We start from the raw sequence: 19,851 nt of genomic DNA on the forward strand, positions 1-19,851 counted from the left end.
CATGGCGGCGGGAGGCGGAGACAGCATGAGCACCCCGTTCTGGGGCCCGGACTTCGACCTGCTGCGGGCCACTGATCCGGAGATCGCCTCGGTCGTGCTCGACGAGCTGAGCCGGCTGCGCGGGGGGCTGCAGCTGATCGCGAGTGAGAACCTCACCTCGCCGGCGGTACTGGCAGCGCTGGGGTCGACGCTGTCGAACAAGTACGCCGAGGGCTATCCGGGGCGCCGGTACTACGGAGGCTGCCAGGTGGTGGACCGGGCGGAGGAGCTCGGGATCGCCCGGGCCCGGGCGCTGTTCGGAGCCGACCACGCGAACCTGCAGCCCCACTCGGGCGCCCAGGCGAACTTCGCCGCCTACGCGGCGCTGCTCACCCCCGGCGACACCGTCCTGGCCATGTCACTGCCGCACGGCGGGCATCTCACCCACGGCAGCCGGGTGAACTTCTCCGGCCGCTGGTTCGACGTGGTGGGCTACGGCGTCCGGGAGGACACCGAGCTGATCGACTACGACGAGGTGCGCCGGCTCGCGCTCCAGCACCGACCCAAAATGATCATCTGCGGTGCGACCGCGTACCCGCGGCGGATCGACTTCGCCGCGTTCCGGGCGATCGCCGACGAGGTGGGCGCCTGGCTGCTGGTGGACGCGGCGCACTTCATCGGCCTGGTCGCCGGCGGGGCGCTGCCCAGCCCGGTGCCCTACGCCGATGTCGTGACCTTCACGACCCACAAGGTCCTCCGCGGCCCCCGGGGCGGCATGATCCTCTGCCGCGCCGAGCTCGCGGCCCGTATCGACAGGGCGGTCTTCCCCTTCAGCCAGGGCGGGCCGCTGATGCACGCGGTCGCGGCCAAGGCGGTCGCGCTGCGGGAGGCCGCGAGCCCCGCGTTCGCCGCGTACGCACGGCAGGTGATCGCCAACGCGCGGGCACTCGCGGATGGTCTGGCCTCCGAGGGGCTGCGGCCGGTCGGTGGCGGCACGGACACCCATCTCGCCCTGCTCGATCTGCGGGAGCTCGGCGTGACCGGGCGCGATGCCGAGGCCCGCTGCGACGCGGCGGGGATCACGCTGAACAAGAACGCGATCCCGTTCGACCCGCAGCCGCCGGCGGTCTCCTCCGGCATTCGGGTGGGCACCCCCGCGGTGACGACCCAGGGCATGCGCGAAGGTGAGATGAAGGAGATCGCCGGGCTGATCTCCCGCGCCGTCCGCGACCCGGGCGCGGTGGGGGAGGTGGCGGCGGCGGTGTCGACACTGGTCGACCGCTACCCGGCCTACCCGGCCTACCCGGCCTACCCGAGATAGCCGGGCACCTGGCGACGGGCTGGAATGCCGGTGATGGTCTGGCCTGTCCAGGTCCGCCCAGGCGAACGATGAACTGCGGGATGGGTTGACATGCGTGAGTACGTGCTCGTCTTCGCGGTCGCGGCCGCGGTCACCTTCCTCACGACCCCGATCGCCCGCTGGATCGCTTTCCGTGTCGGGGCGGTCGCCCGACCGCGCGCCCGGGACGTCCACGCGACGCCGACACCGCGGCTCGGCGGCCTGGCGATGCTCGCCGGGCTTTATGCCGGACTGGAAGTGGCAGACCATCTGCCATTTCTGTCCGTGGTCTCCCAGGACTGGTCGGAGACGCGGGCAGTACTGGTCGCCGGCACGCTGATCTGCCTTCTGGGCGCGGCGGACGACCGCTGGGAGCTGGATTCGCTGACCAAGCTCGCCGGTCAGGTGGCCGCTGCGGGCGTGATGGTTCTGCTGGGTGTGCAGTGGTCCTTCGCCATCGACCGGGACAGCCAGACCACGCTCAGCTTCGGCCCGGAGACCGCCGTACCGCTGTCCATTCTCGCGACGCTCATCCTGGTCAACGCGATGAACTTCATCGACGGTCTGGACGGGCTCGCCGCCGGTGTGGCGGCGATCGCCGCCGGGGCGACGTTCTATTTCGCCTACCAGATAGCGGTGATCAACGGCTTCTACCGTGCGTCGCCCGCGGCCCTGCTGGCGGCGGTCACAGCCGGCGTCTGCGTGGGCTTCCTGCCGCACAACTTCAATCCGGCCCGGCTGTTCATGGGCGACTCGGGATCGATGCTCATCGGCCTGCTGTCGGCCGCCTCGATGATCTCCGTGACGGGGCAGGTCGCGTACGGGGGTTACGCTGGACCCTCCAGGCAGCTACCGTCGCTGATCCCGCTGGCGATTCCGCTGGCGGTGCTGGCTGTTCCGGTGCTTGACCTGGGGCTCGCGGTCATCCGGCGCACGAAGGCCGGCCGCTCGCCGTTCGCGGCCGACAAGATGCACCTCCACCACCGGATTCTCTCCATTGGAAACTCCCATGTCAGGGCGGTTCTACTGATGTACTTCTGGGCCGCGCTCGTCGGATTCGGAGGCGTGGCGGCGTCCTTCTCCGACTCGCCGCTCCCGATCCTCGCCGCCACCGTCGGTATCGGGTTGCTGGCGCTCGTGGCGCTGCTCCTGGGCGGGCAGCGAGCGGCTCGTCGGGCATGATCGCGACGGCGCTCCCGGCGCTGCGGGCCGGCCTGTGCATGATGGCGGCACTGCTGGCGGTCGTGCTCGCAGTGGCCGGCGCGGTGCGCGGCGCCGCCGGCGCGGCCGGGGCGGCACTCGCGGTCGGCCTGGTGGCGGCGTTCTTCGCGCTCGGCAAGCTCGCGCTGGTCGCGGTCGCCCGCCGCGGGGCCACCACGATGCTGCTGCCGGCCGCTCTCGGGGTCTACGCGGCGAAGGTCTGCGTTCTCGGCGTCGTTCTGCTGGCCCTACGTGATGTGACCGCGATCGACCTGCAGAGTTTCGCCTGGTCGATCATGGCCGCGACACTGTGCTGGGTGGGAGCCGAGGTCTGGGTCGCCGCCCGGCTGCGGGTTCCGTTCTACGATCCGGCGACCTTCGACCCGGCGCGGGTCGCGCCGCTGCTCGCCGACCGGGGGGACCCTCCCGGAGCGCCCCGTGGAGCCACGAACGTGCCCTCGACCAGCCCGGCGGCACCGTCCACCCGGCCGAGCCAGGCCGGGCGGCCCGGCCAGTCGGGCCAGATCGGCCCGGCGGACCACCAGACGGACCACCAGACGGACCAGGCGAACGGGACCAGCCGTCAGGGGCAGGCAGGACCGCCGGCAGTGGCCGGCGAGCAGCCGCAGGTGCTGTAGGCACCGCAGGGACTGTCAGGCACCGCGGGCAACGGCAGCCAGCCGCCGGCGGACCGGAGCGGTCGTGGGTGGGGAACCGCCGTCGGCCAGGATTAGGAACAACGTGACGGTGAGCGACACCAACGGGCCCTCTCGCGGCCATTCGGGCAAAAAGGACAATGCGAAAAGGGAGGAAAGACTACGATCAGGCTCGGCCCACTCGCCGAATCCGCCGCCCGGTGAAGCCTGGGGCATCATCGGGACCATCCTCGGTGGTGGGGGGTTCTGGGGGCTGGTGGGCTTCGGGGCTGACCGCCTGCTGGGCTTCGAGGCCCTGTTTTTCCCGATCGGTCTGATCGTCGGCGTCATCGCGGCGCTGTATCTGGTCATCTACCGGTTCGGGGCGCCGCGTTGATGGAGCGTTGAGCGACACTTCGGCAACGTAGTGTGACAAGATGTCCAAAAACCCAACGGATGATGAACGTTCGACTGTCTGTCGGAGATCTTAGTCCCGCAACGAGTGCTCTCCAGCGTCCGGCCGGATAGCATCTGCCCTGTCGAGGAGCGTCGTGTGGATGCGATCGGCACTGGACGCCTCCGCTTCGACCGCGCCGGGTCCGGGACAGTGAGTCCCCTGCCGCCGGAGCTGTGAACGGATCGCATCCAGCGGTCATCCGCTTGTCTTCGATTGCCCGGGGCGGCGGCCCACCCCGTATAGGGTGAGGTCGATCCAGCCCTGGGTGGATCGCGAACTTTGTCAGCATAAATGATCTTGGAGGTATCGGAAGTGCCGAGCGGATCGCTGCTCGCGGTGGCCGACGACGGCTTCCATGGGCCGACGCCCGATGTCTTCAAGCCGAAGAGCTGGTTTGAGTTCGACCTAGGACCGATCGACTTCTACTTCAACAAGTGGTCCGCGCTGACCCTGTTCGTGGCGCTCTTCGTCGGAGTCTTCCTCTGGCTGGGGTTCCGCAAGGCGACGCTCGTACCGCGTGGGCTCCAGAACTTCTGTGAGTCGATCTACGACTTCGTCGACATCTCGATCGCCCGAAACGTGATCGGGGAGCGGGGCAAGACCTTTGCTCCGTACCTGACCATTCTCTTCTGCTTCATCCTGGTGTCGAACGTCATGGCGATCATTCCGGTCGCCCAGTTCCCGACCACGTCGCGGATCGCGCTGCCGCTCATCCTCGCCCTGACGAGCTGGTTGATCTTCAACATCGTCGGTATCCGTGAGCACGGATTCGGCGGCTACTTCAAGGACATGCTCGTCCCGGCGCCGACCGCGCCACTGTTCGTGAAGATCATTCTCGCGCCGATCGAGTTCGTCTCGACCATCGTCGCCCGTCCCGCCACGCTTGCGATCCGGTTGTTCGCCAACATGTTCGCCGGTCACATGCTCCTGCTCGTGTTCGCCCTCGGCGCCGACTACCTGCTGCCCAAACCGCAGTTCATCTTCGGTGTGGTGTCCGGTCTGGTGGCGATCGGCCTCACCGCCTTCGAGTTGATGATCGACGTCCTGCAGGCCTACATCTTCACGGTCCTGACAGCCGCCTATATCGGCGGAGCGATCTCCTCGCACGGCGGCGACCACGACGCGGAGCATTCCCCGAGCCACGGCCACGGGGAGAGCGCTGCGCTCACCCCGGTCGCCGCGGCGGCGCGGGCCTGAAGCCAACCGCCCACGCGCACCGTGGGAGAGCCCCTCGGTGCATCGACCACAAGAAGGACGGATCTGAACGATGTCTCTCTCCGCGGCGTCCTCCGCGTTGCTTGCCGCAGATGACGCCATCAGCGGCAACATCGGGACGGTGGCCTACGGCATCGCCACCCTTGGCCCCGGCATCGGCGTCGGCATCATCTTCGGTCTGGGTGTGCAGGCGATCGCTCGCCAGCCCGAGGCCGAGCAGGTGGCCTTCCGATACATGCTGATCGGCTTCGCCGTCGTCGAGGCGCTGGCCCTCATCGGCTTCGTCGTGCCGTTCGTCTTCACCTGAGCCGGAGCGCCTGGTGCTGCAGAAACTCATTCTCGCCGCCGAAGAAGGCGGGGCGCACGAGGACAGCGTCCTCATGCCGCCGCTCGCCGAGCTGATCGTTGGCCTGCTGGCCTTCGGCCTGCTCGTCGGCTTCTTCTTCTGGAAAATCTATCCCCAGATCCGCAGGACCTATGCGGAGCGGGCCGACCGTATCGAGGGTGGCCTCAACCGCGCCGAAGTTGCGGAGCGTGAGGCCAAGGCCCTGCTTGAGCAGTACCGCTCCCAGCTTGCTGAAGCCCGTACGGAGGCCGCCCGCATCCGAGAGGACGCGCAGGCCCAGGGGCGGCAGATCGTTGAGGAACTGCGCTCGCAGGCACAGCAGGAGGTCGCCGAGATCAAGGAGCGGGCCGACGCCGCACTGGTGGCCGAACGGGCCCAGGTCGTCGCCTCGATCCGTCGTGAGATCGGTGAGATCGCGCTTGAGCTCGCCACCCGCATCGTCGGGCACGAGCTCCAGAGCGACGCGCGCCAGCGTCAGCTCGTCGATGACTTCATCGCGGGCCTCGACGAGGCGCCGCGTCCGGCGGTCGCCCCGGCCGGGCCGGGAGTCTGACGATGGAGGGAGCCAGCCGGCAGTCACTTGCCGCCGCCCGGTCGGTCCTCGACCAGGTGACGGCGGTGCCGACCGGCACCGTGACCAGCCCGGCGGCCTCGCCCGACGCGCGGCGGGTCGCCGATGACCTCGGCGCCGTCGCGGCACTGATCGGCCGTGAACCGACGGTGCGGCGCGCCCTCACCGATCCCGGCGCGCCGCCGCAGTCGCGGGTGAGTCTGGTCGGTCGCCTGTTCGGGACGCAGATCGGCCAGGGGTCCCTCGCCGTGGTGTCGGCGGCGGTCGCAGGCCGCTGGTCGCGGCCGGTCGACCTCCGCCTCGCGCTGGAGGAGCTCGCGGTCGAGGCCACGCTGGCCGAGGCCGAGGCCGCGGACGTCCTCGACGAGGTGGAGGACGAGCTGTTCCGGTTCGGCCGCATCCTGGGCCAGAACCCGCAGCTCTCGCTCGCCCTCACCGACCCGGCCGCGCCGGCGTCGGCGAAGGTCGCGCTGGTGGACCGGCTGCTGTCCGGCCGCGCCCACCCGGTGACCGTCCGGCTGGCTCAGCAGACCACCGCGGACCCCTCCCAGGGGGACATCGAGCGGCGGCTGGAGAGCCTGAGCCGGATCGCGGCCGCCCGCCGTGGGCGGGTGGTCGCCGTCGTCCGGACCGCGACCATGCTCGACGATGACCAGACTGCCAGGCTGAAGGCGGCGATCAGCCGCTTCTTCGGCCGCCAGATCCAGCTTCAGATCGACCTCGACCCGTCCGTTCTCGGTGGTCTGTCCGTGCGGGTGGGTGACGAGGTCGTCGATGGCACGGTCCTGCGCCGGCTCGCCGCGGCCCGCCGCGGGCTGACCCGTTAGGCCCGGACGCACGATGGGTGAGCGCAGGCCGGGCCCGGGGGCAGCACGGGTGCAGGGCACGGCAGTGACGACCGATGACCAGATCCACGCCAGCCATGAAGGACCAACGCGATGACTGAGCTGTCCATCCGGCCGGAGGAGATCCGCGACGCCCTCCGGGAGTACGTCGACTCCTTCCAGGCCACCTCCGGTGACCGGGAGGAGGTCGGCCGCGTCGTCGTGACCGGTGACGGGATCGCCCGGGTCGAGGGCCTTCCGCACACCATGACCAACGAGCTGCTCGAGTTCCACGGCGGCGTGCTGGGCCTGGCCCTCAACCTCGAGGTCGGCGAGATCGGCTGCGTCATCCTCGGCGAGGCCGAGCACATCGAGGAGGGCCAGGAGGTCCGCCGGACCGGCGAGATCCTCGCCGTCCCGGTGGGCGACGGCTTCCTCGGCCGGGTCGTCGACCCGCTGGGGCGTCCGATCGACGGCCTCGGCGAGATCGTCGCCGAGGGCACCCGCGCCCTGGAACTGCAGGCGCCGTCGGTGGTCGAGCGCCAGCCGGTGAAGGAGCCCCTCCAGACCGGCATCAAGGCCATCGACGCGATGACCGCCATCGGCCGGGGTCAGCGTCAGCTGATCATCGGCGACCGGCAGACCGGCAAGACGACGGTCGCGATCGACGCGATCATCAACCAGCGTGACAACTGGCTGTCCGGTGACCCGAAGAAGCAGGTCAAGTGCGTCTACGTCGCCATCGGTCAGAAGAAGTCGACGATCCGCGAGGTTGTCAACACCCTTGAGGAAGCCGGCGCGCTGGCCTACACGACCATCGTCGCGGCCCCGGCGGACGAGCCGGCCGGCTTCAAGTACATCGCCGCCTACACCGGCTCCGCCATCGGGCAGCACTGGATGTACAACGGCCAGCACTCGCTGGTGGTCTTCGACGACCTCTCCAAGCAGGCGGAGGCCTACCGGGCCATCTCGCTGCTGCTGCGCCGCCCGCCGGGCCGTGAGGCCTACCCGGGCGACGTCTTCTACCTGCACTCCCGCCTGCTGGAGCGCTGCGCGAAGCTCTCCGACGAGCTGGGCGGCGGATCGCTGACCGGGCTGCCGATCATCGAGACGAAGGCCAACGACATCTCGGCCTACATCCCGACGAACGTCATCTCGATCACCGACGGCCAGATCTTCCTCGAGTCCGACCTGTTCAACCAGGGTGTCCGGCCGGCGATCAACGTCGGTACCTCGGTCTCCCGGGTCGGCGGCAGCGCCCAGGTCAAGGCGATGAAGTCGGTGGCCGGCCGGCTGCGCCTCGACCTCGCCCAGTACCGCGAGCTGGAGGCCTTCTCGGCCTTCGGTTCCGACCTGGACAAGGCGTCGCGTGACCAGCTCGCCCGCGGTGCCCGGCTGGTCGAGCTGCTCAAGCAGCCGCAGAACAAGCCGTTCGCCGTCGAGCGCCAGGTCGTCTCCATCTGGGCCGGCACCACCGGCAGGCTGGACGACGTCCCGGTCGCGGACATCCGCCGCTTCGAGGCCGAGTTCCTCGACTTCGTCGGGCGGGTCCACGGCGGCGTGTACGACACGATCGTCAACACCGGCAAGCTCGGTGACGACACGATCGGGTCGCTGGAGTCGGCGATCGCCGAGTTCAAGCAGCAGTTCACGCTGTCGGACGGCACCCAGCTGGTGAACGAGGCCACTCCCGAGGCCCTCGACCCGTCCGCGGTCGAGCGCGAGGAGATCGCCGTCCACCGCCAGAAGCCGTCCTCCGAGACCACGGGCCGCTGACCCATGGCGGGCCAGCTTCGCGAGTACCGGCGGCGTATCAAGACGGTCAACTCGACCAAGAAGATCACCAAGGCGATGGAACTGATCGCCGCCTCGCGGATCGCCAAGGCCAGGGCGCGGGTCACCGCGTCCCGGCCGTACGCGGAGGAGATCACGCGAGTGATCACCGCCGTGGCGTCCCAGACGACGATCACCCATCCCCTCACCACCGAGCGCCCGACGCCGACCCGCGCGGCCGTGGTCATCGTCACCAGTGACCGCGGCCTGGCCGGCGGCTACAGCTCCAACGCGCTCAAGCGCGCCGGGGAGCTGGTCGAGCTGCTGCGGGAGGAGGGCAAGGAGCCGCTGCTCTACGCGGTCGGCCGCAAGGCGGTGGGCTACTACCGCTTCCGCGGCCGGACGCTCGCCGGCGAGTACACCGGCTTCACCGAGCAGCCGACGTACGCCAACGCCAAGGAGGTGGCGGACGCTCTGATCCAGGCGTTCACCACTCCGACCGAAGAAGGCGGCGTCGACGAGATCCACCTCGTCTTCACCGAGTACATCAGCGCGATGACCCAGACCCCGGCTGCGCACCGGCTGCTCCCGATGGTGCTGCGTGAGCACAACGAGCCGCCGCCCGGCGGCCCGTTGCCGAACTACGAGTTCGAGCCGTCCGCCGAGGCCGTGCTCGACGCGCTGCTCCCGCGGTACGTCGAGAGCCGGCTCTACGCGGCACTGCTGGAGGCGGCGGCCTCCGAGTCCGCCGCGCGCCAGCGCGCGATGAAGTCGGCGACCGACAACGCCGAGGAACTGGCCAAGACCTACACCCGCGCCGCGAACCGCGCACGCCAGGACGCGATCACCCAGGAGATCTCCGAGATCGTGGGTGGCGCGAACGCTCTGGCGTCCAGCAACTAGGGGCAGGGGTGAGACTCCGGCCCGTCGACACCGCAGAACGTCAAGCCCGAAGCCCGCGGCGGCGGGCAACGACAGTGAAACCGAGGACGCCATGACCGTCACCACCAGCTCGCCGGCCACGGCGGAGGGCCGGACTCCGGGGATCGGCCGAGTCGCCCGAGTCATCGGACCGGTCGTCGACGTCGAGTTCGCCCCCGACGAACTGCCCGAGATCTACACCGCCCTGCACGTCGAGCGCACCATCGACGGCCAGACCGCGGTCCTCACCCTCGAGGTCGCCCAGCACATCGGCGACAACACCATCCGTGCCATCTCCATGCAGCAGACGGACGGCCTCGTGCGGGGTGCCCCGGTCCGCGACACCGGCGCGCCGATCTCGGTGCCGGTCGGGGACGCGACCAAGGGCCACGTGTTCAACGTGCTCGGCAAGCCGCTCGACGTCGAGAGCGTCGACGCCGGCACCTACTGGCCGATCCACCGCTCGGCGCCGACCTTCGACCAGCTCGAGTCGAAGACCGAGATGTTCACCACCGGCATCAAGGTCATCGACCTGCTCGCCCCGTACGTGCGAGGCGGCAAGATCGGTCTGATGGGCGGTGCCGGTGTCGGCAAGACCGTCATCATCCAGGAGATGATCCGCCGGGTCGCCAAGGAGTTCGGCGGTGTGTCCGTGTTCGCCGGTGTCGGCGAGCGCACCCGCGAGGGCAACGACCTGTTCCTGGAGATGACCGAGGCCGGCGTCATCGACGACACCGCGCTGGTCTTCGGCCAGATGGACGAGCCGCCCGGCACCCGGCTGCGGGTCGCCCTCGGCGCCCTCACCATGGCCGAGTACTTCCGGGACGTGCAGAAGCAGGACGTGCTCCTGTTCATCGACAACATCTTCCGGTTCACCCAGGCCGGGTCCGAGGTGTCGACGCTGCTCGGCCGGATGCCCAGCGCCGTCGGTTACCAGCCGACGCTGGCCGACGAGATGGGCGCCCTGCAGGAGCGGATCACCTCGACCCGGGGTCACTCGATCACCTCGCTGCAGGCGATCTACGTCCCCGCCGACGACCTGACCGACCCGGCCCCGGCGACGACGTTCACCCACCTCGACGCCAACACGGTGCTCGACCGCGCGATCTCCGACCTCGGTATCTACCCGGCCGTGAGCCCGCTCGACTCGAACTCCCGAATCCTGGACCCGCGCTACATCGGCCAGGCGCACTACGACACGGCCCGCGAGGTGCAGCGGATCCTGCAGCGCTACAAGGACCTGCAGGACATCATCGCCATCCTCGGCATCGACGAGCTCTCCGAAGAGGACAAGATCCTCGTCAACCGGGCTCGCCGGATCCAGCGGTTCCTGTCCCAGCCGTTCTTCGTGGCGGAGCAGTTCACCGGCATCCCCGGCAAGTTCGTCCCGCTCGAGGAGACGATCGAGTCGTTCCGCCGCCTCACCCAGGGCGACTACGACCACCTGCCCGAGCAGGCGTTCTTCATGTGCGGCGGGATCGAGGACGCCGAGAAGAACGCGGAGAACCTGTAATGCCGATGCGGGTGGCGATCGTCTCGCCCGAGCAGGAGGTGTGGTCCGGCGACGCCGACATGGTCGTCGCCCGGACCGTCGAAGGCGACATCGGCATCCTGCCGGGCCACGTCTCGATGCTGGCGGTGCTGGTCGGTGACCAGACCGTCCGGGTGAAGGTCGGCTCGCAGGAGATCTCCGCCGGTGTCGACGGAGGCTTCCTCTCGGTCACCAAGGAGGGCGTCAGCATCCTCGCCGAAAGCGCGACGATCGCCTGACCCGGTTCGACCTGGTGCTTCTCCCTGGCCCGGTTCCGGTGCCGACAGCCGTGTCTGTCAGCCTCCGGACCGGGCCAGCGTCATGTCAGGACGTCAGGCGCCAGGACTTCAGGACTCGGGCGCCCGGCCTCAGCTGCCGGCGCCCGGCTTCCACAGCACGTCGCCGTCCGGGTTCGCGACCCGGGAGAGAATGAACAGCAGGTCGGACAGCCGGTTCAGATAGCGGGCCGGCAGCGGGTTCGTCGTCTCCGGCTCCGCATCGAGCAGCGCCCAGCAGGACCGCTCGGCCCGCCGCGCCACCGTCCGCGCCACGTGCAGCAGCGCCGCCGCCGGAGTACCGCCGGGCAGGATGAACGAGTTCAGCTTCGGTAGCGCCTCGTTGTACCGGTCGCACGCCTCTTCCAACCGGTCGACATAGACGTCGGTGATCCGCAACGGCGGGTACCGCGGCTCGGCGACCACCGGAGAACACAGATCGGCGCCCACGTCGAACAGGTCGTTCTGCACCTGCGCCAGGGTCTCGCGGACGTCCGCGCCGACCTCGCCCAGCGCGAGCACCACGCCGATCGCCGCGTTCGTCTCGTCGACGTCGGCATAGGCGGCGAGCCGCGCCGAGGTCTTCGGCACCCGTGACATGTCACCCAGGGCCGTCGTTCCGTCGTCGCCGGTCCGCGTGTAGATCCGGGTCAGGTGCACCGCCATGCCGTCACTGTAGGGGGGCGGCTGCGCAGGTGCCTGCGGTTGTGTCCTTCGTCTGGCCGCCTGCCTGGCCGCCTGGGTGACCGACCGGTTCGAGGACGGCGTGCACGACGCTCGCGTCGTCACTGATCCCGAACCGGGGATGCCGGCCCCGGTCGGGGTCCTCGTTGTGAGCCTTCAGTGACCAGCTCCTCGCCACCGTGACGTGCATGCTGAGCAGCCTCCAATGCGGACATCGGCGCTGCCCGCCGGTTAGCGTCCCGACATGCATTCCGTGAGCGTAGCCGGCTTGGCGCAGAGAGATGACAATCATGTTCTCTGCATCCGGCGGCGGGACAACGGGGCGTGGCAGATTCCCGGCGGGGTTCTCGAACAGGGGGAGACCCTTCACGAGGCGCTCATCCGTGAGGTTCGCGAGGAGACGGGAATCGCGGTCGAACCGGTACGCCTCACCGGGATCTATCTGAACCTGCCGCGGGCGGTCGTGGCGCTGGTGTTCCTGTGTCGGGTCGCTGACGCGGAGGCTCGGCCGGCGACAGAGACCGAAGAGGCCACCGCGGTGGAGTGGCTGCCGGTCGACGAGATCGTGCGGCGGTCGGTGCCCGCCTTCGGCGTGCGGGTCACCGACGCGCTGGCCGGTGAGCAGGAGCCTGTGTTGCGCCATCATGACGGCGTTCATCTGGTGACGTCCCGGTTGGGGTGACACCGGCGTCTCGCCGGCCACTGGGCGGCTGGCCGCTGCCGGGCCGCTGACGAGCCGCGGTCCGGGCGTGGTCTGGACCGTCGAATCCCGGGGTTGTTCTGAAGATCCACCCTGGAGCACCTAGCATCGGTGCCCGTGGAGCGCTTCGTCGTGACAGGCGGGACCAGGCTGGTCGGCGAGGTCGCCGTTCCGGGCGCGAAGAACTCGGTGCTCAAGCTGATGGCGGCGAGCCTGCTCGCGCCCGGCCGCACCACCCTGGAGGCGGTGCCGGACATCCTTGACGTGTCCGTGATGGCGGACGTCCTACGTGGCCTCGGTGCCGACACGCGGCATGACCGGGACGAGGGGCAGGTCGTCATCGACGTGCCCGACACGGTCGAGTCGACCGCCGACGCGGACCTGGTGCGCCGGATCCGGGCTTCGGTGGCGATCCTGGGGCCGCTGGTCGCGCGCTGCGGCGAGGCCCGGGTGGCGCTGCCCGGTGGGGACGCGATCGGCGCGCGGGCGCTCGACATCCACATGAACGGCCTGGCGAAGCTGGGTGCGGTCGTGGACGTCGAGGCCGGCGTGCTGGTGGCGCGTTCGTCCGGGCGTCTGCAGGGGGCGTCGATCTGGCTCGACTTCCCGAGCGTGGGGGCGACCGAGAACCTGGTGATGGCCGGTGTGCTGGCCAAGGGCACCACGGTGATCGACAACGCGGCGCAGGAACCGGAGATCGCGGACCTGTGCGCGCTGCTCACGGCGATGGGCGCGCGGATCGACGGTGCCGGCACGTCGACGCTGGTCGTTGACGGGGTCGAAGGGCTGAGTCCGGTGGTGCATCGGACGGTCCCGGACCGGATCGTCGCCGGCACCTGGGCGATCGGCGCGTTGATGACCGGTGGGGACGTGATGATCCGCCACGGCCGCGCCGAGCATCTGGGGATCGTGCTGGAGAAGCTCACCGCCGCCGGTGCGTCGGTGGAGCTCTGCCCGGACGGCTTCCGGGTCAAAGCCCAGGGCCGCCCGCGGTCGATCGACGTCGTCACGCTGCCCTACCCGGGCTTCCCGACGGACCTGCTGCCGCAGGTGATCGCGCTGGAGGCGATCAGCGAGGGCACCTCGCTGATCACCGAGAACGTGTTCGACAGCAGGTTCGTCTTCTGCCGGGAGCTGCACAAACTCGGCGCGGACCTGCGCACCGACGGCCACCATGTGGTCGTCCGGCCCACCCCGCGGCTGGCAGGTGCCTCGGTGCTGGCCTCGGACGTCCGCGCCGGCGCGGCGCTGGTCCTCGCGGGTCTGGTCGCCGAGGGCACGACGGAGGTCCGGGACGTCCACCACATCGACCGGGGCTACGCCCGGTTCGTGGAGACCCTCACCGCGCTGGGCGCCCGGATCCGCCGCGAACCGTCCACTGTCGCCGCCGCCTGACCCCGCCGACCACCCGCTCGGTGCCCGCGCACCCGCTCGGTGCCCGCTCCCGCAGGAGGCCTAGTGCAGCTCCGCGTAAGTCTTGCTGGGGTTGTCGTCAGGCGGCTTTGAGGGGTTCGCCGGTGTAGGTCCAGCGGTAGGGCCTGGCGGTGCGGTCGTGGACCTCGATGAAGTGGAGGATCTTCTCCGCGAGGTCGTCGCGGGAGGTGAAGTCGCCGCGTCGCAGGAGCTGGCGGGTGAGCGTCGAGAAGAAGATCTCGACCATGTTCAACCAGCTGGCGTGTTTCGGGGTGTAGGTCACGACGAACCGGGGGTGGGCCGCGAGCCACGCCCGGGTCGCGCGTGCGGTGTGACTCGACCCGTTGTCCATCACCAGGTAGATCCTCAGCGCGGGATCGATCGCCTCGTCGAGCCTGGTCAGGAACCAGGTGAAGTTCGCCGAGTTGTTCTTCCCGGGGATGATCTCGCCGAGGACCTGCCCGGTGGCGACGTCCATCGCCGCGACCAGCGACACGGTGTCGTGCCGGACGTACTCGAACTCGCGTTTCTCGGGGGAGCCGGAGCAGACCGGGCGGGTCGGGTGGCGCCGCGAGCGGGCCTGGATCGCGGTCTTCTCGTCGACGGAGATCACGACACCGTCCGCGGGCGGGTGCAGGTAGAGGTCACAGACCGCGGCGGCGCGGTCGGTGAAGTCGGGGTCGGCGGGCCGGTTGAGCCAGCCGCGGACCCGGTGGGGCTTGAGGTCGAGGTCGGCCAGCACCCGGCCGATCTGTGCCGGTGACATCCCGACCGTCGGGGCGAGATGCTCGGCGAGTAGCCGGTGCGACCACTGCGACGCCGCCTCCGGTGCGGTCTCGGTGACCGCGGCCAGCACCGCGAGCCGGGCGTCCGCACCGTAGCGGCGCGGCCGGCCGGAGCGAGGCCGGTCGACCAGCGCCGCCTCGCCGTCCACGGCGAACCGGGCGCACAGCCGGCGGACCGTGTCCGCGTGCACGCTGTGACGGCGGCCGAGCGCGGCCGGCCCCCACCGGCCATCAGCCGCGTCCAGCAGGATCCGGGCCCGTCTGACCTGGTCGAACGGGGCACTCACCGTTCCGGCGAGCTTTTTGAACCGCCGCCGCTGCGCGGCCCCGAGAACCACCCGTGGACCACCCGCCCGTCTACTCACCGCTCACCACGCACATCCTGGAAGGGACAGTTCCAGGACGACAGGGAAGAACCGGCCGGGCCCGGACACGGGCCCGACACACCGGGACGGGCAGGATGAAGACGTGGCGAAGATCCCCGAGACGGCCCGGGTAGTGCTGCAACACCGCCTGCACACCCGGCACACCGCCCGCTGGCCCCAGCTGCGTGACCTGACCGTCCGCTACCGCGGCGACTTCGCCTACCTCGACGCGGTCTTCGTCGACGAGCCCGCCGACGCCGACCCCTACCCACTGTGCCGGCTGCGTTACACCGGCCAGCCCGACCGGTGGGGCTTCGCGATCTACCTCGACAGCCGCGGCGCCTACGAGGACTCCTACCTACCGGACGGGCAACCCACCGCCACCCCCGAACAGGCCCTCGACTGCGCCTGCGGGCTCTACGCCAGCGACCCCGCAGCCTGGACCGAATGACCACCAACCAAGCCAGCAAGACTTACGCGCGGCTGCACTAGGCCAGCCGCAGGATGCGCCGGGCGCGGGCGAGGTCGTCGGTGAAGACCAGGACGTGCCTGCGCTGCGGCGCGGGCGGGCGTTGCGGCTGGTCGTCCCCTGAGCCACCGTCGGACGGCACGGGCAGGACGGGGGGAGGGCTGGCCTGTCCCAGGGTGGCACGGACTCCCTGGGCGCCCAGCAATGCCCGCAGCGCGGCGGCCCGGGCCTCCGGCGCCGTGGCGACCGGTACGAGCAGCCCGAAGTCCTCCACGGGACCCGTCAGGTCGGTCGCGCCGGTCAGGTCGGTCGGACCCGTCAGGTCGGTCGCGCCGGTCAGGTCGGCCAGGCCGGTCACGTCGGTTGCGCCCGACACGCTCGCCGGCCACTCCGGCACCTCGTGCGAGTCCTGCCGGCCAGGCCAGTCCGACGCGCGGTACGGGTCCGACCCGCTCTGCCAGTCCGTCCCCCGGTACGAGTCGGACCTCTGGTACGAGTCGGAGCCCTGGTAGGAGTCCGACCTCTGGTAGGAGTCCGGCAGGCTCTGCCGGTTCGGGCTCCGGTACGGGTCCGACCGGTTCGGCCAGTCCGGCAGCTGGTACGTGTCCGATCCGCTCTGCGGGTCGGAGCTTCGGGGCGACTCCGGCCCGGGGTGTGAGTCCGGCCGCCTGCGTCGGTCCGGTCCGGTCGGCCAGGCGGAGCGGCCGGTCCGGTCCGGCCCGTCGGCCCCGTGCCGGTTCGTCCCGCCCGGGGCGTGCGTCCCGGCTGGCCTGCCTGGTCCCTGTCGCCTGCCTGACCCGCCTGGCTCGTCCGGCAGATCATCGACCGCGAGGCCGCTTCCGGCCGGCGCGGAGGCCGACATGAAGCGCGTGGCGATCACGAGTGCGCCGACGGCGAGGAGTACCAGGGTCGGTCCGTAGAGGAATCCGAGCGCAGTGGTCTCCACGAGCATCCCCCTGGGTTGCCGGACCTGCCGCTGGGCCATTCCGCCCAGGACTGAGGTTCGTCGTTGGAGAGCCCATGGTCGCACCGCGGACGCCCAGGGAGCGGGCACTTGGGCCCACATCCGGCGGATGGACCGGTCAAACGGAACATATGGGCGACTTTGGTGAGATCATCCGCCTGGGTGGGCTGCGCGTGGCCCACTCCTGTGATCGGACGTCGGCGTGGTGGCGGGCGTCTCGACCGCAGCTGCAGGTGCCCAACGGCGGGCCCCGACGCGACAGGCCTCGGGCAGCCGACGAAAGGCGGATCGGAGGCCACAGTGGACGTGGTGTCGACGGCACAGGTGACGCGCACGGCGCGACCGGTGCGGAGGCCGGCGCGGGAGCCGCACCCGATGTCAGGCCACACGCCGGGCTCGGAGCCGGACCGGGAGCCGGGCTCGGAGTCGGACCGGGAGCCGGGCCGGGTGCGGGCGGTCGGCGTGGAACCGGCCGAATCCGGTGGGAGCCAGACACTGCGGATCGTCGGCACGGTCGACGTCCGGTCCGTCGGCGAGCTGCGGACCCTTCTCCACGCCGCGATCGACGCGGGCCGGGGCCCGTTGCACGTGAACGTCGGAGGCCTGGAGCTCACGGACCATGCCGGCGTCGGAGTGCTGCTCGGCGGAGCCCGCCGGGCACGGTCGATCGGCCGCTCACTGGTCCTGCTGGACGTCTCCGCGGCGCTGTGGCCACTGCTCGCGGTGGACCGTCTGGGCCGGCTGCTCCGGGTCCGCCCGGCGGCCGACACCGGCGGACCGGCCGGAACGCAGGCGGGGAGCCGGTCACCCGGTCCCGTTCCGGCCGTGGTCGGCGGCGTGGCCTGACCCGTGCGGAGCGGCCGTGAAATTCGTCACCAGGAACGACCGGCGGCGAACATTGAGTGATCGAGGTAAGCCCATCGGCGGACGCCGAAGCGCCATAGGGCATGCTTTCCCGATAATCAGGCCGGGCCGTGGCATGGTGGAGGGCAGACACAGACATGCTGGACGTGGAGGTGCCCGCAGGGGTGAACCCAGCCAGTGGCCGCGTGGCCGGAGCCGGCGCGACATGGGCCCAGCAGAACCGGTCTGTCCTCGTCGCCGGCTCGTTCGTCGTCGCGGTGGTGCTCGGTGTGGTCCTCGGTCTCGCCTGGGCCTCCGACACCTCGGTTCCGGCCGGCCCCACCGTCGCCGAGCAGCCTGACAATCCGACCCTGCGGCTGCCCACTCCGCCGATCATCCCCTGGGACTCCCAGAACCCCCGGGTCGCTGTCGGTGACGCGCTCTCCCTCAGCCTGCAGCCCGCCGAGCGGGAGGCGTTGCGGGAGCCGTTGGGCTGGCTCGTCGCCCACGAGGTCCGCGAGCGCACGGGCGCGGAGACCCCTGTCCCCGCGGACGTCAAGATCACTGAGAACACGCTGTTCTACGGCGCGGTCCGCGGTGCGGACGTCCAGCAGGACGAGTTCTGGGCTGTCGGGATGACCGAGATCAACGGCGTCTCCGGGGCCGAGGCCCCCAACCCGCACGTCTGGATGCGCGTCCGCACCGGTCCCTGGACGCTCGTCGACAACGGCCCCCAGGCGTGCGCGAAGATCCCCGCTGTCCTGCAAACCGTGTGGGGCGGTCCCAGCTCCTGCGCCGCAGCCTGACGAGGCCCGGCCTCTCACAGCGGACAGCCCCGTTCTGATCACGTCGGGCTGAACCGCGTTCCGGTGGGTGTCGCCACTGGGTGTCGCCACCTTGCCGGACGGGCGTCGCGGGGCTGTCCGGCAGGCGTCCTCCCGGTGCCGTACGGGGGTTCACTCCAGGAGCGGGCGGCGTCCGGGCCGTGACCGCCGGACGTCCGAGGGGCGACCGGGGGACGTCCGAGGGGTGACCGGGGGGCGTCCGGCCGGGAGTCGGGACGCTCACATCCCAGGCGCCCGAGGGGCTCCGGCCGTTACTCTGCTCCGGTCGCCGACGGCTGGAGATGCGGCGAACAGTGTCCCTGCCCCCGTCCGGCGAAGGTGACCACCACACGACGATGCGCTGGCGCGGGCCGGCACGTTCGTAACTGCTGGTGCAGCCACCTGTGGTCGCTGGTTCGCGGGCACCCCCGGGCCGCACGGAGCGCGAGGAGACGGCTATGACGGACAGTGTTCTGCCGGAGCGGGATCGGCCGTGGATTATCCGGACGTATGCGGGTCATTCGAGTCCGGTGGAGAGTAACGCGTTGTATCGGCGGAATCTGGCGAAGGGGCAGACGGGGTTGTCGGTGGCTTTTGATCTGCCGACGCAGACGGGGTATGACCCGGATCATGTGCTGGCGCGGGGTGAGGTGGGGAAGGTGGGGGTGCCGGTCGCGCATCTGGGTGATATGCGGGCGTTGTTCGAGGGTATTCCGTTGGGCAGGATGAACACGTCGATGACGATCAATGCGACGGCGATGTGGTTGTTGGCGTTGTATCAGGTGGTGGCGGAGGAGCAGGGGGCCGCGCCGGGGGAGCTGACGGGGACGACGCAGAACGACATTGTGAAGGAGTATCTGTCGCGGGGGACGTATGTGTTTCCGCCGGGGCCGTCGTTGCGTCTGGTGACGGATGTGGTGGCGTACACGGTGACGGAGGTTCCGCGGTGGAACCCGATCAATATCTGTAGTTATCACCTGCAGGAGGCGGGGGCGACGCCGGTGCAGGAGCTGGCGTATTCGTTGTGCACGGTGATCGCGGTGTTGGATGCGGTGGTGGCGTCGGGGCAGGTGCCGGCGGAGCGGATGGGGCAGGTGTGTGCCCGGATGTCGTTCTTCGTGAACGCCGGGGTGCGGTTCGTGGAGGAGCTGTGCAAGATGCGGGCGTTCGTCGAGTTGTGGGATGAGCTGTTGCGGACGCGGTACGGGGTGACGGATCCGGCGCAGCGGCGGTTTCGGTACGGGGTGCAGGTGAACTCGTTGGGGTTGACGGAGGCGCAGCCGGAGAACAACGTGATCCGGATCGTGTTGGAGGCGCTCGGGGTGACGCTGTCGCGGGACGCGCGGTGTCGGGCGTTGCAGTTGCCGGCGTGGAACGAGGCGTTGGGGTTGCCGCGGCCGTGGGATCAGCAGTGGTCGTTGCGGATCCAGCAGGTTTTGGCGTTGGAGACGGATCTGTTGGAGTACCCGGACCTGTTCGAGGGGTCGGTGGTGGTGGAGAAGCGGGTGGGGGAGCTGGTGGCGGCGGCGCGGGAGGAGATCGATCGGGTGCAGGCGATGGGTGGGGCGATCGCGGCGGTGGAGAGCGGCTATATGAAGTCGGCGTTGGTGGCGTCGCAGGCGGTGCGTCGGGCGCGGATCGAGTCGGGGGAGGAGGTGGTGGTGGGGGTGAACCGGTTCACGGAGTCGGAACCGAATCCGTTGCTGGCGGATCTGGACGCGGCGGTGCAGACGATCGA

The 19,851-nt window shown here is 70.2% G+C and carries 21 protein-coding genes; 18 read left to right on the plus strand and 3 right to left on the minus strand.

All coding sequences use genetic code 11. The features are described 5' to 3' along the window. Positions 1-25 precede the first annotated feature (25 nt). The 12 genes from B207_RS0124410 (at position 26) to B207_RS0124470 (ending at position 11,030) form a co-directional block, all read left to right on the plus strand. Positions 26-1,300: a serine hydroxymethyltransferase gene (locus tag B207_RS0124410; RefSeq protein WP_018639304.1), complete on the plus strand. Its 1,275-nt coding sequence runs from the start codon at positions 26-28 to the stop codon at positions 1,298-1,300. A gap of 90 nt (positions 1,301-1,390) precedes the next feature. Further along, positions 1,391-2,500: an MraY family glycosyltransferase gene (locus B207_RS0124415; RefSeq protein WP_018639305.1), complete on the plus strand. Its 1,110-nt coding sequence runs from the start codon at positions 1,391-1,393 to the stop codon at positions 2,498-2,500. Next, positions 2,497-3,156 carry a hypothetical protein gene (locus B207_RS35335; protein WP_018639307.1) on the plus strand — a complete coding sequence of 220 codons (660 nt, stop codon included), beginning with the start codon at positions 2,497-2,499 and terminating at the stop codon, positions 3,154-3,156. The genes B207_RS0124415 and B207_RS35335 overlap by 4 nt, the downstream gene beginning before the upstream one ends. Positions 3,157-3,265: 109 nt before the next feature. Beyond that, positions 3,266-3,550 carry a hypothetical protein gene (locus B207_RS41855; RefSeq protein WP_230205199.1) on the plus strand — a complete coding sequence of 95 codons (285 nt, stop codon included), beginning with the start codon at positions 3,266-3,268 and terminating at the stop codon, positions 3,548-3,550. A 372-nt stretch (positions 3,551-3,922) separates the two neighbouring features. Next, positions 3,923-4,807: a F0F1 ATP synthase subunit A gene (gene atpB, locus B207_RS0124435; RefSeq protein WP_018639309.1), complete on the plus strand. Its 885-nt coding sequence runs from the start codon at positions 3,923-3,925 to the stop codon at positions 4,805-4,807. A 70-nt stretch (positions 4,808-4,877) separates the two neighbouring features. Further along, positions 4,878-5,132: an ATP synthase subunit c family protein gene (locus tag B207_RS0124440; RefSeq protein ID WP_018639310.1), complete on the plus strand. Its 255-nt coding sequence runs from the start codon at positions 4,878-4,880 to the stop codon at positions 5,130-5,132. Between the two features lie 13 nt (positions 5,133-5,145). Continuing rightward, entirely contained in the window at positions 5,146-5,724 is a 579-nt protein-coding gene (locus B207_RS0124445) for a F0F1 ATP synthase subunit B (RefSeq protein WP_018639311.1), read from the plus strand. Positions 5,725-5,726: 2 nt separating this feature from the next. After that, a complete protein-coding gene (locus B207_RS0124450; protein ID WP_018639312.1) occupies positions 5,727-6,569 on the plus strand; it encodes a F0F1 ATP synthase subunit delta in 843 nt (280 codons plus the stop codon). A 111-nt stretch (positions 6,570-6,680) separates the two neighbouring features. After that, a complete protein-coding gene (atpA, locus tag B207_RS0124455) occupies positions 6,681-8,342 on the plus strand; it encodes a F0F1 ATP synthase subunit alpha (RefSeq protein WP_018639313.1) in 1,662 nt (553 codons plus the stop codon). Positions 8,343-8,345: 3 nt separating this feature from the next. Next, a complete protein-coding gene (locus tag B207_RS0124460) occupies positions 8,346-9,242 on the plus strand; it encodes a F0F1 ATP synthase subunit gamma (protein WP_018639314.1) in 897 nt (298 codons plus the stop codon). Positions 9,243-9,333: 91 nt separating this feature from the next. After that, a complete protein-coding gene (gene atpD / locus B207_RS0124465) occupies positions 9,334-10,773 on the plus strand; it encodes a F0F1 ATP synthase subunit beta (protein ID WP_018639315.1) in 1,440 nt (479 codons plus the stop codon). Beyond that, positions 10,773-11,030 carry a F0F1 ATP synthase subunit epsilon gene (locus B207_RS0124470; protein WP_018639316.1) on the plus strand — a complete coding sequence of 86 codons (258 nt, stop codon included), beginning with the start codon at positions 10,773-10,775 and terminating at the stop codon, positions 11,028-11,030. Before atpD ends, B207_RS0124470 begins: the two co-directional genes overlap by 1 nt. 129 nt (positions 11,031-11,159) lie before the next feature. Here the strand turns inward: B207_RS0124470 and B207_RS0124475 are convergent, their stop codons facing one another. Continuing rightward, entirely contained in the window at positions 11,160-11,732 is a 573-nt protein-coding gene (locus B207_RS0124475) for a cob(I)yrinic acid a,c-diamide adenosyltransferase (protein ID WP_018639317.1), read from the minus strand. A 262-nt stretch (positions 11,733-11,994) separates the two neighbouring features. Between B207_RS0124475 and B207_RS0124485 the strand changes: the two genes are divergently transcribed. Together B207_RS0124485 and murA are read left to right on the plus strand one after the other, a co-directional pair. Continuing rightward, positions 11,995-12,432 carry an NUDIX hydrolase gene (locus tag B207_RS0124485; protein ID WP_018639319.1) on the plus strand — a complete coding sequence of 146 codons (438 nt, stop codon included), beginning with the start codon at positions 11,995-11,997 and terminating at the stop codon, positions 12,430-12,432. 135 nt (positions 12,433-12,567) lie between these two features. Beyond that, positions 12,568-13,845 carry a UDP-N-acetylglucosamine 1-carboxyvinyltransferase gene (murA, locus tag B207_RS0124490; protein WP_018639320.1) on the plus strand — a complete coding sequence of 426 codons (1,278 nt, stop codon included), beginning with the start codon at positions 12,568-12,570 and terminating at the stop codon, positions 13,843-13,845. Positions 13,846-13,942: 97 nt separating this feature from the next. On the opposite strand, the gene B207_RS0124495 is transcribed toward murA, so the two are convergent. Further along, on the minus strand, positions 13,943-14,986 hold the full coding sequence (locus tag B207_RS0124495) for an IS630 family transposase (RefSeq protein WP_018639321.1): 1,044 nt from the start codon (positions 14,984-14,986) through the stop codon (positions 13,943-13,945). 130 nt (positions 14,987-15,116) lie between these two features. On the opposite strand from B207_RS0124495, the gene B207_RS0124500 reads away from it, so the two are divergent. Then, entirely contained in the window at positions 15,117-15,464 is a 348-nt protein-coding gene (locus B207_RS0124500) for a hypothetical protein (protein ID WP_018639322.1), read from the plus strand. A 37-nt stretch (positions 15,465-15,501) separates the two neighbouring features. Here the strand turns inward: B207_RS0124500 and B207_RS37240 are convergent, their stop codons facing one another. Further along, positions 15,502-16,428: a hypothetical protein gene (locus tag B207_RS37240; protein ID WP_195905343.1), complete on the minus strand. Its 927-nt coding sequence runs from the start codon at positions 16,426-16,428 to the stop codon at positions 15,502-15,504. Positions 16,429-16,821: 393 nt separating this feature from the next. On the opposite strand from B207_RS37240, the gene B207_RS38885 reads away from it, so the two are divergent. From B207_RS38885 to B207_RS0124520, 3 genes are all read left to right on the plus strand, one after another. Then, positions 16,822-17,292, plus strand: a complete 471-nt coding sequence (locus tag B207_RS38885; protein ID WP_154675598.1) for an STAS domain-containing protein — start codon at positions 16,822-16,824, stop codon at positions 17,290-17,292. A gap of 155 nt (positions 17,293-17,447) precedes the next feature. Next, positions 17,448-18,095, plus strand: coding sequence for a hypothetical protein (locus B207_RS0124515; protein ID WP_018639324.1), 648 nt, complete (start codon positions 17,448-17,450; stop codon positions 18,093-18,095). A 476-nt stretch (positions 18,096-18,571) separates the two neighbouring features. Next, positions 18,572-19,851 (plus strand): methylmalonyl-CoA mutase family protein (locus B207_RS0124520; protein WP_018639325.1); only part of this gene is annotated, 1,280 nt, incomplete at its 3' end.

Source organism: Parafrankia elaeagni (genome assembly GCF_000374165.1).
In the GTDB taxonomy this organism is placed as follows: Bacteria; Actinomycetota; Actinomycetes; order Frankiales; family Frankiaceae; genus Parafrankia; species Parafrankia elaeagni.

What these genes read in the sequence shown, in the direction of transcription:
- B207_RS0124410 (WP_018639304.1), top strand. Translation starts at nt 26, where the DNA reads ATGAGCACCCCGTTCTGGGGCCCGGACTTCGACCTGCTGCGGGCCACT.
- B207_RS0124415 (WP_018639305.1), top strand. Translation starts at nt 1,391, where the DNA reads ATGCGTGAGTACGTGCTCGTCTTCGCGGTCGCGGCCGCGGTCACCTTC.
- B207_RS35335 (WP_018639307.1), top strand. Translation starts at nt 2,497, where the DNA reads ATGATCGCGACGGCGCTCCCGGCGCTGCGGGCCGGCCTGTGCATGATG.
- B207_RS0124440 (WP_018639310.1), top strand. Translation starts at nt 4,878, where the DNA reads ATGTCTCTCTCCGCGGCGTCCTCCGCGTTGCTTGCCGCAGATGACGCC.
- B207_RS0124450 (WP_018639312.1), top strand. Translation starts at nt 5,727, where the DNA reads ATGGAGGGAGCCAGCCGGCAGTCACTTGCCGCCGCCCGGTCGGTCCTC.
- atpA (WP_018639313.1), top strand. Translation starts at nt 6,681, where the DNA reads ATGACTGAGCTGTCCATCCGGCCGGAGGAGATCCGCGACGCCCTCCGG.
- B207_RS0124460 (WP_018639314.1), top strand. Translation starts at nt 8,346, where the DNA reads ATGGCGGGCCAGCTTCGCGAGTACCGGCGGCGTATCAAGACGGTCAAC.
- atpD (WP_018639315.1), top strand. Translation starts at nt 9,334, where the DNA reads ATGACCGTCACCACCAGCTCGCCGGCCACGGCGGAGGGCCGGACTCCG.
- B207_RS0124470 (WP_018639316.1), top strand. Translation starts at nt 10,773, where the DNA reads ATGCCGATGCGGGTGGCGATCGTCTCGCCCGAGCAGGAGGTGTGGTCC.
- B207_RS0124475 (WP_018639317.1), bottom strand. Translation starts at nt 11,732, where the DNA reads ATGGCGGTGCACCTGACCCGGATCTACACGCGGACCGGCGACGACGGA.
- B207_RS0124485 (WP_018639319.1), top strand. Translation starts at nt 11,995, where the DNA reads ATGCATTCCGTGAGCGTAGCCGGCTTGGCGCAGAGAGATGACAATCAT.
- B207_RS38885 (WP_154675598.1), top strand. Translation starts at nt 16,822, where the DNA reads ATGTCAGGCCACACGCCGGGCTCGGAGCCGGACCGGGAGCCGGGCTCG.
- B207_RS0124515 (WP_018639324.1), top strand. Translation starts at nt 17,448, where the DNA reads ATGCTGGACGTGGAGGTGCCCGCAGGGGTGAACCCAGCCAGTGGCCGC.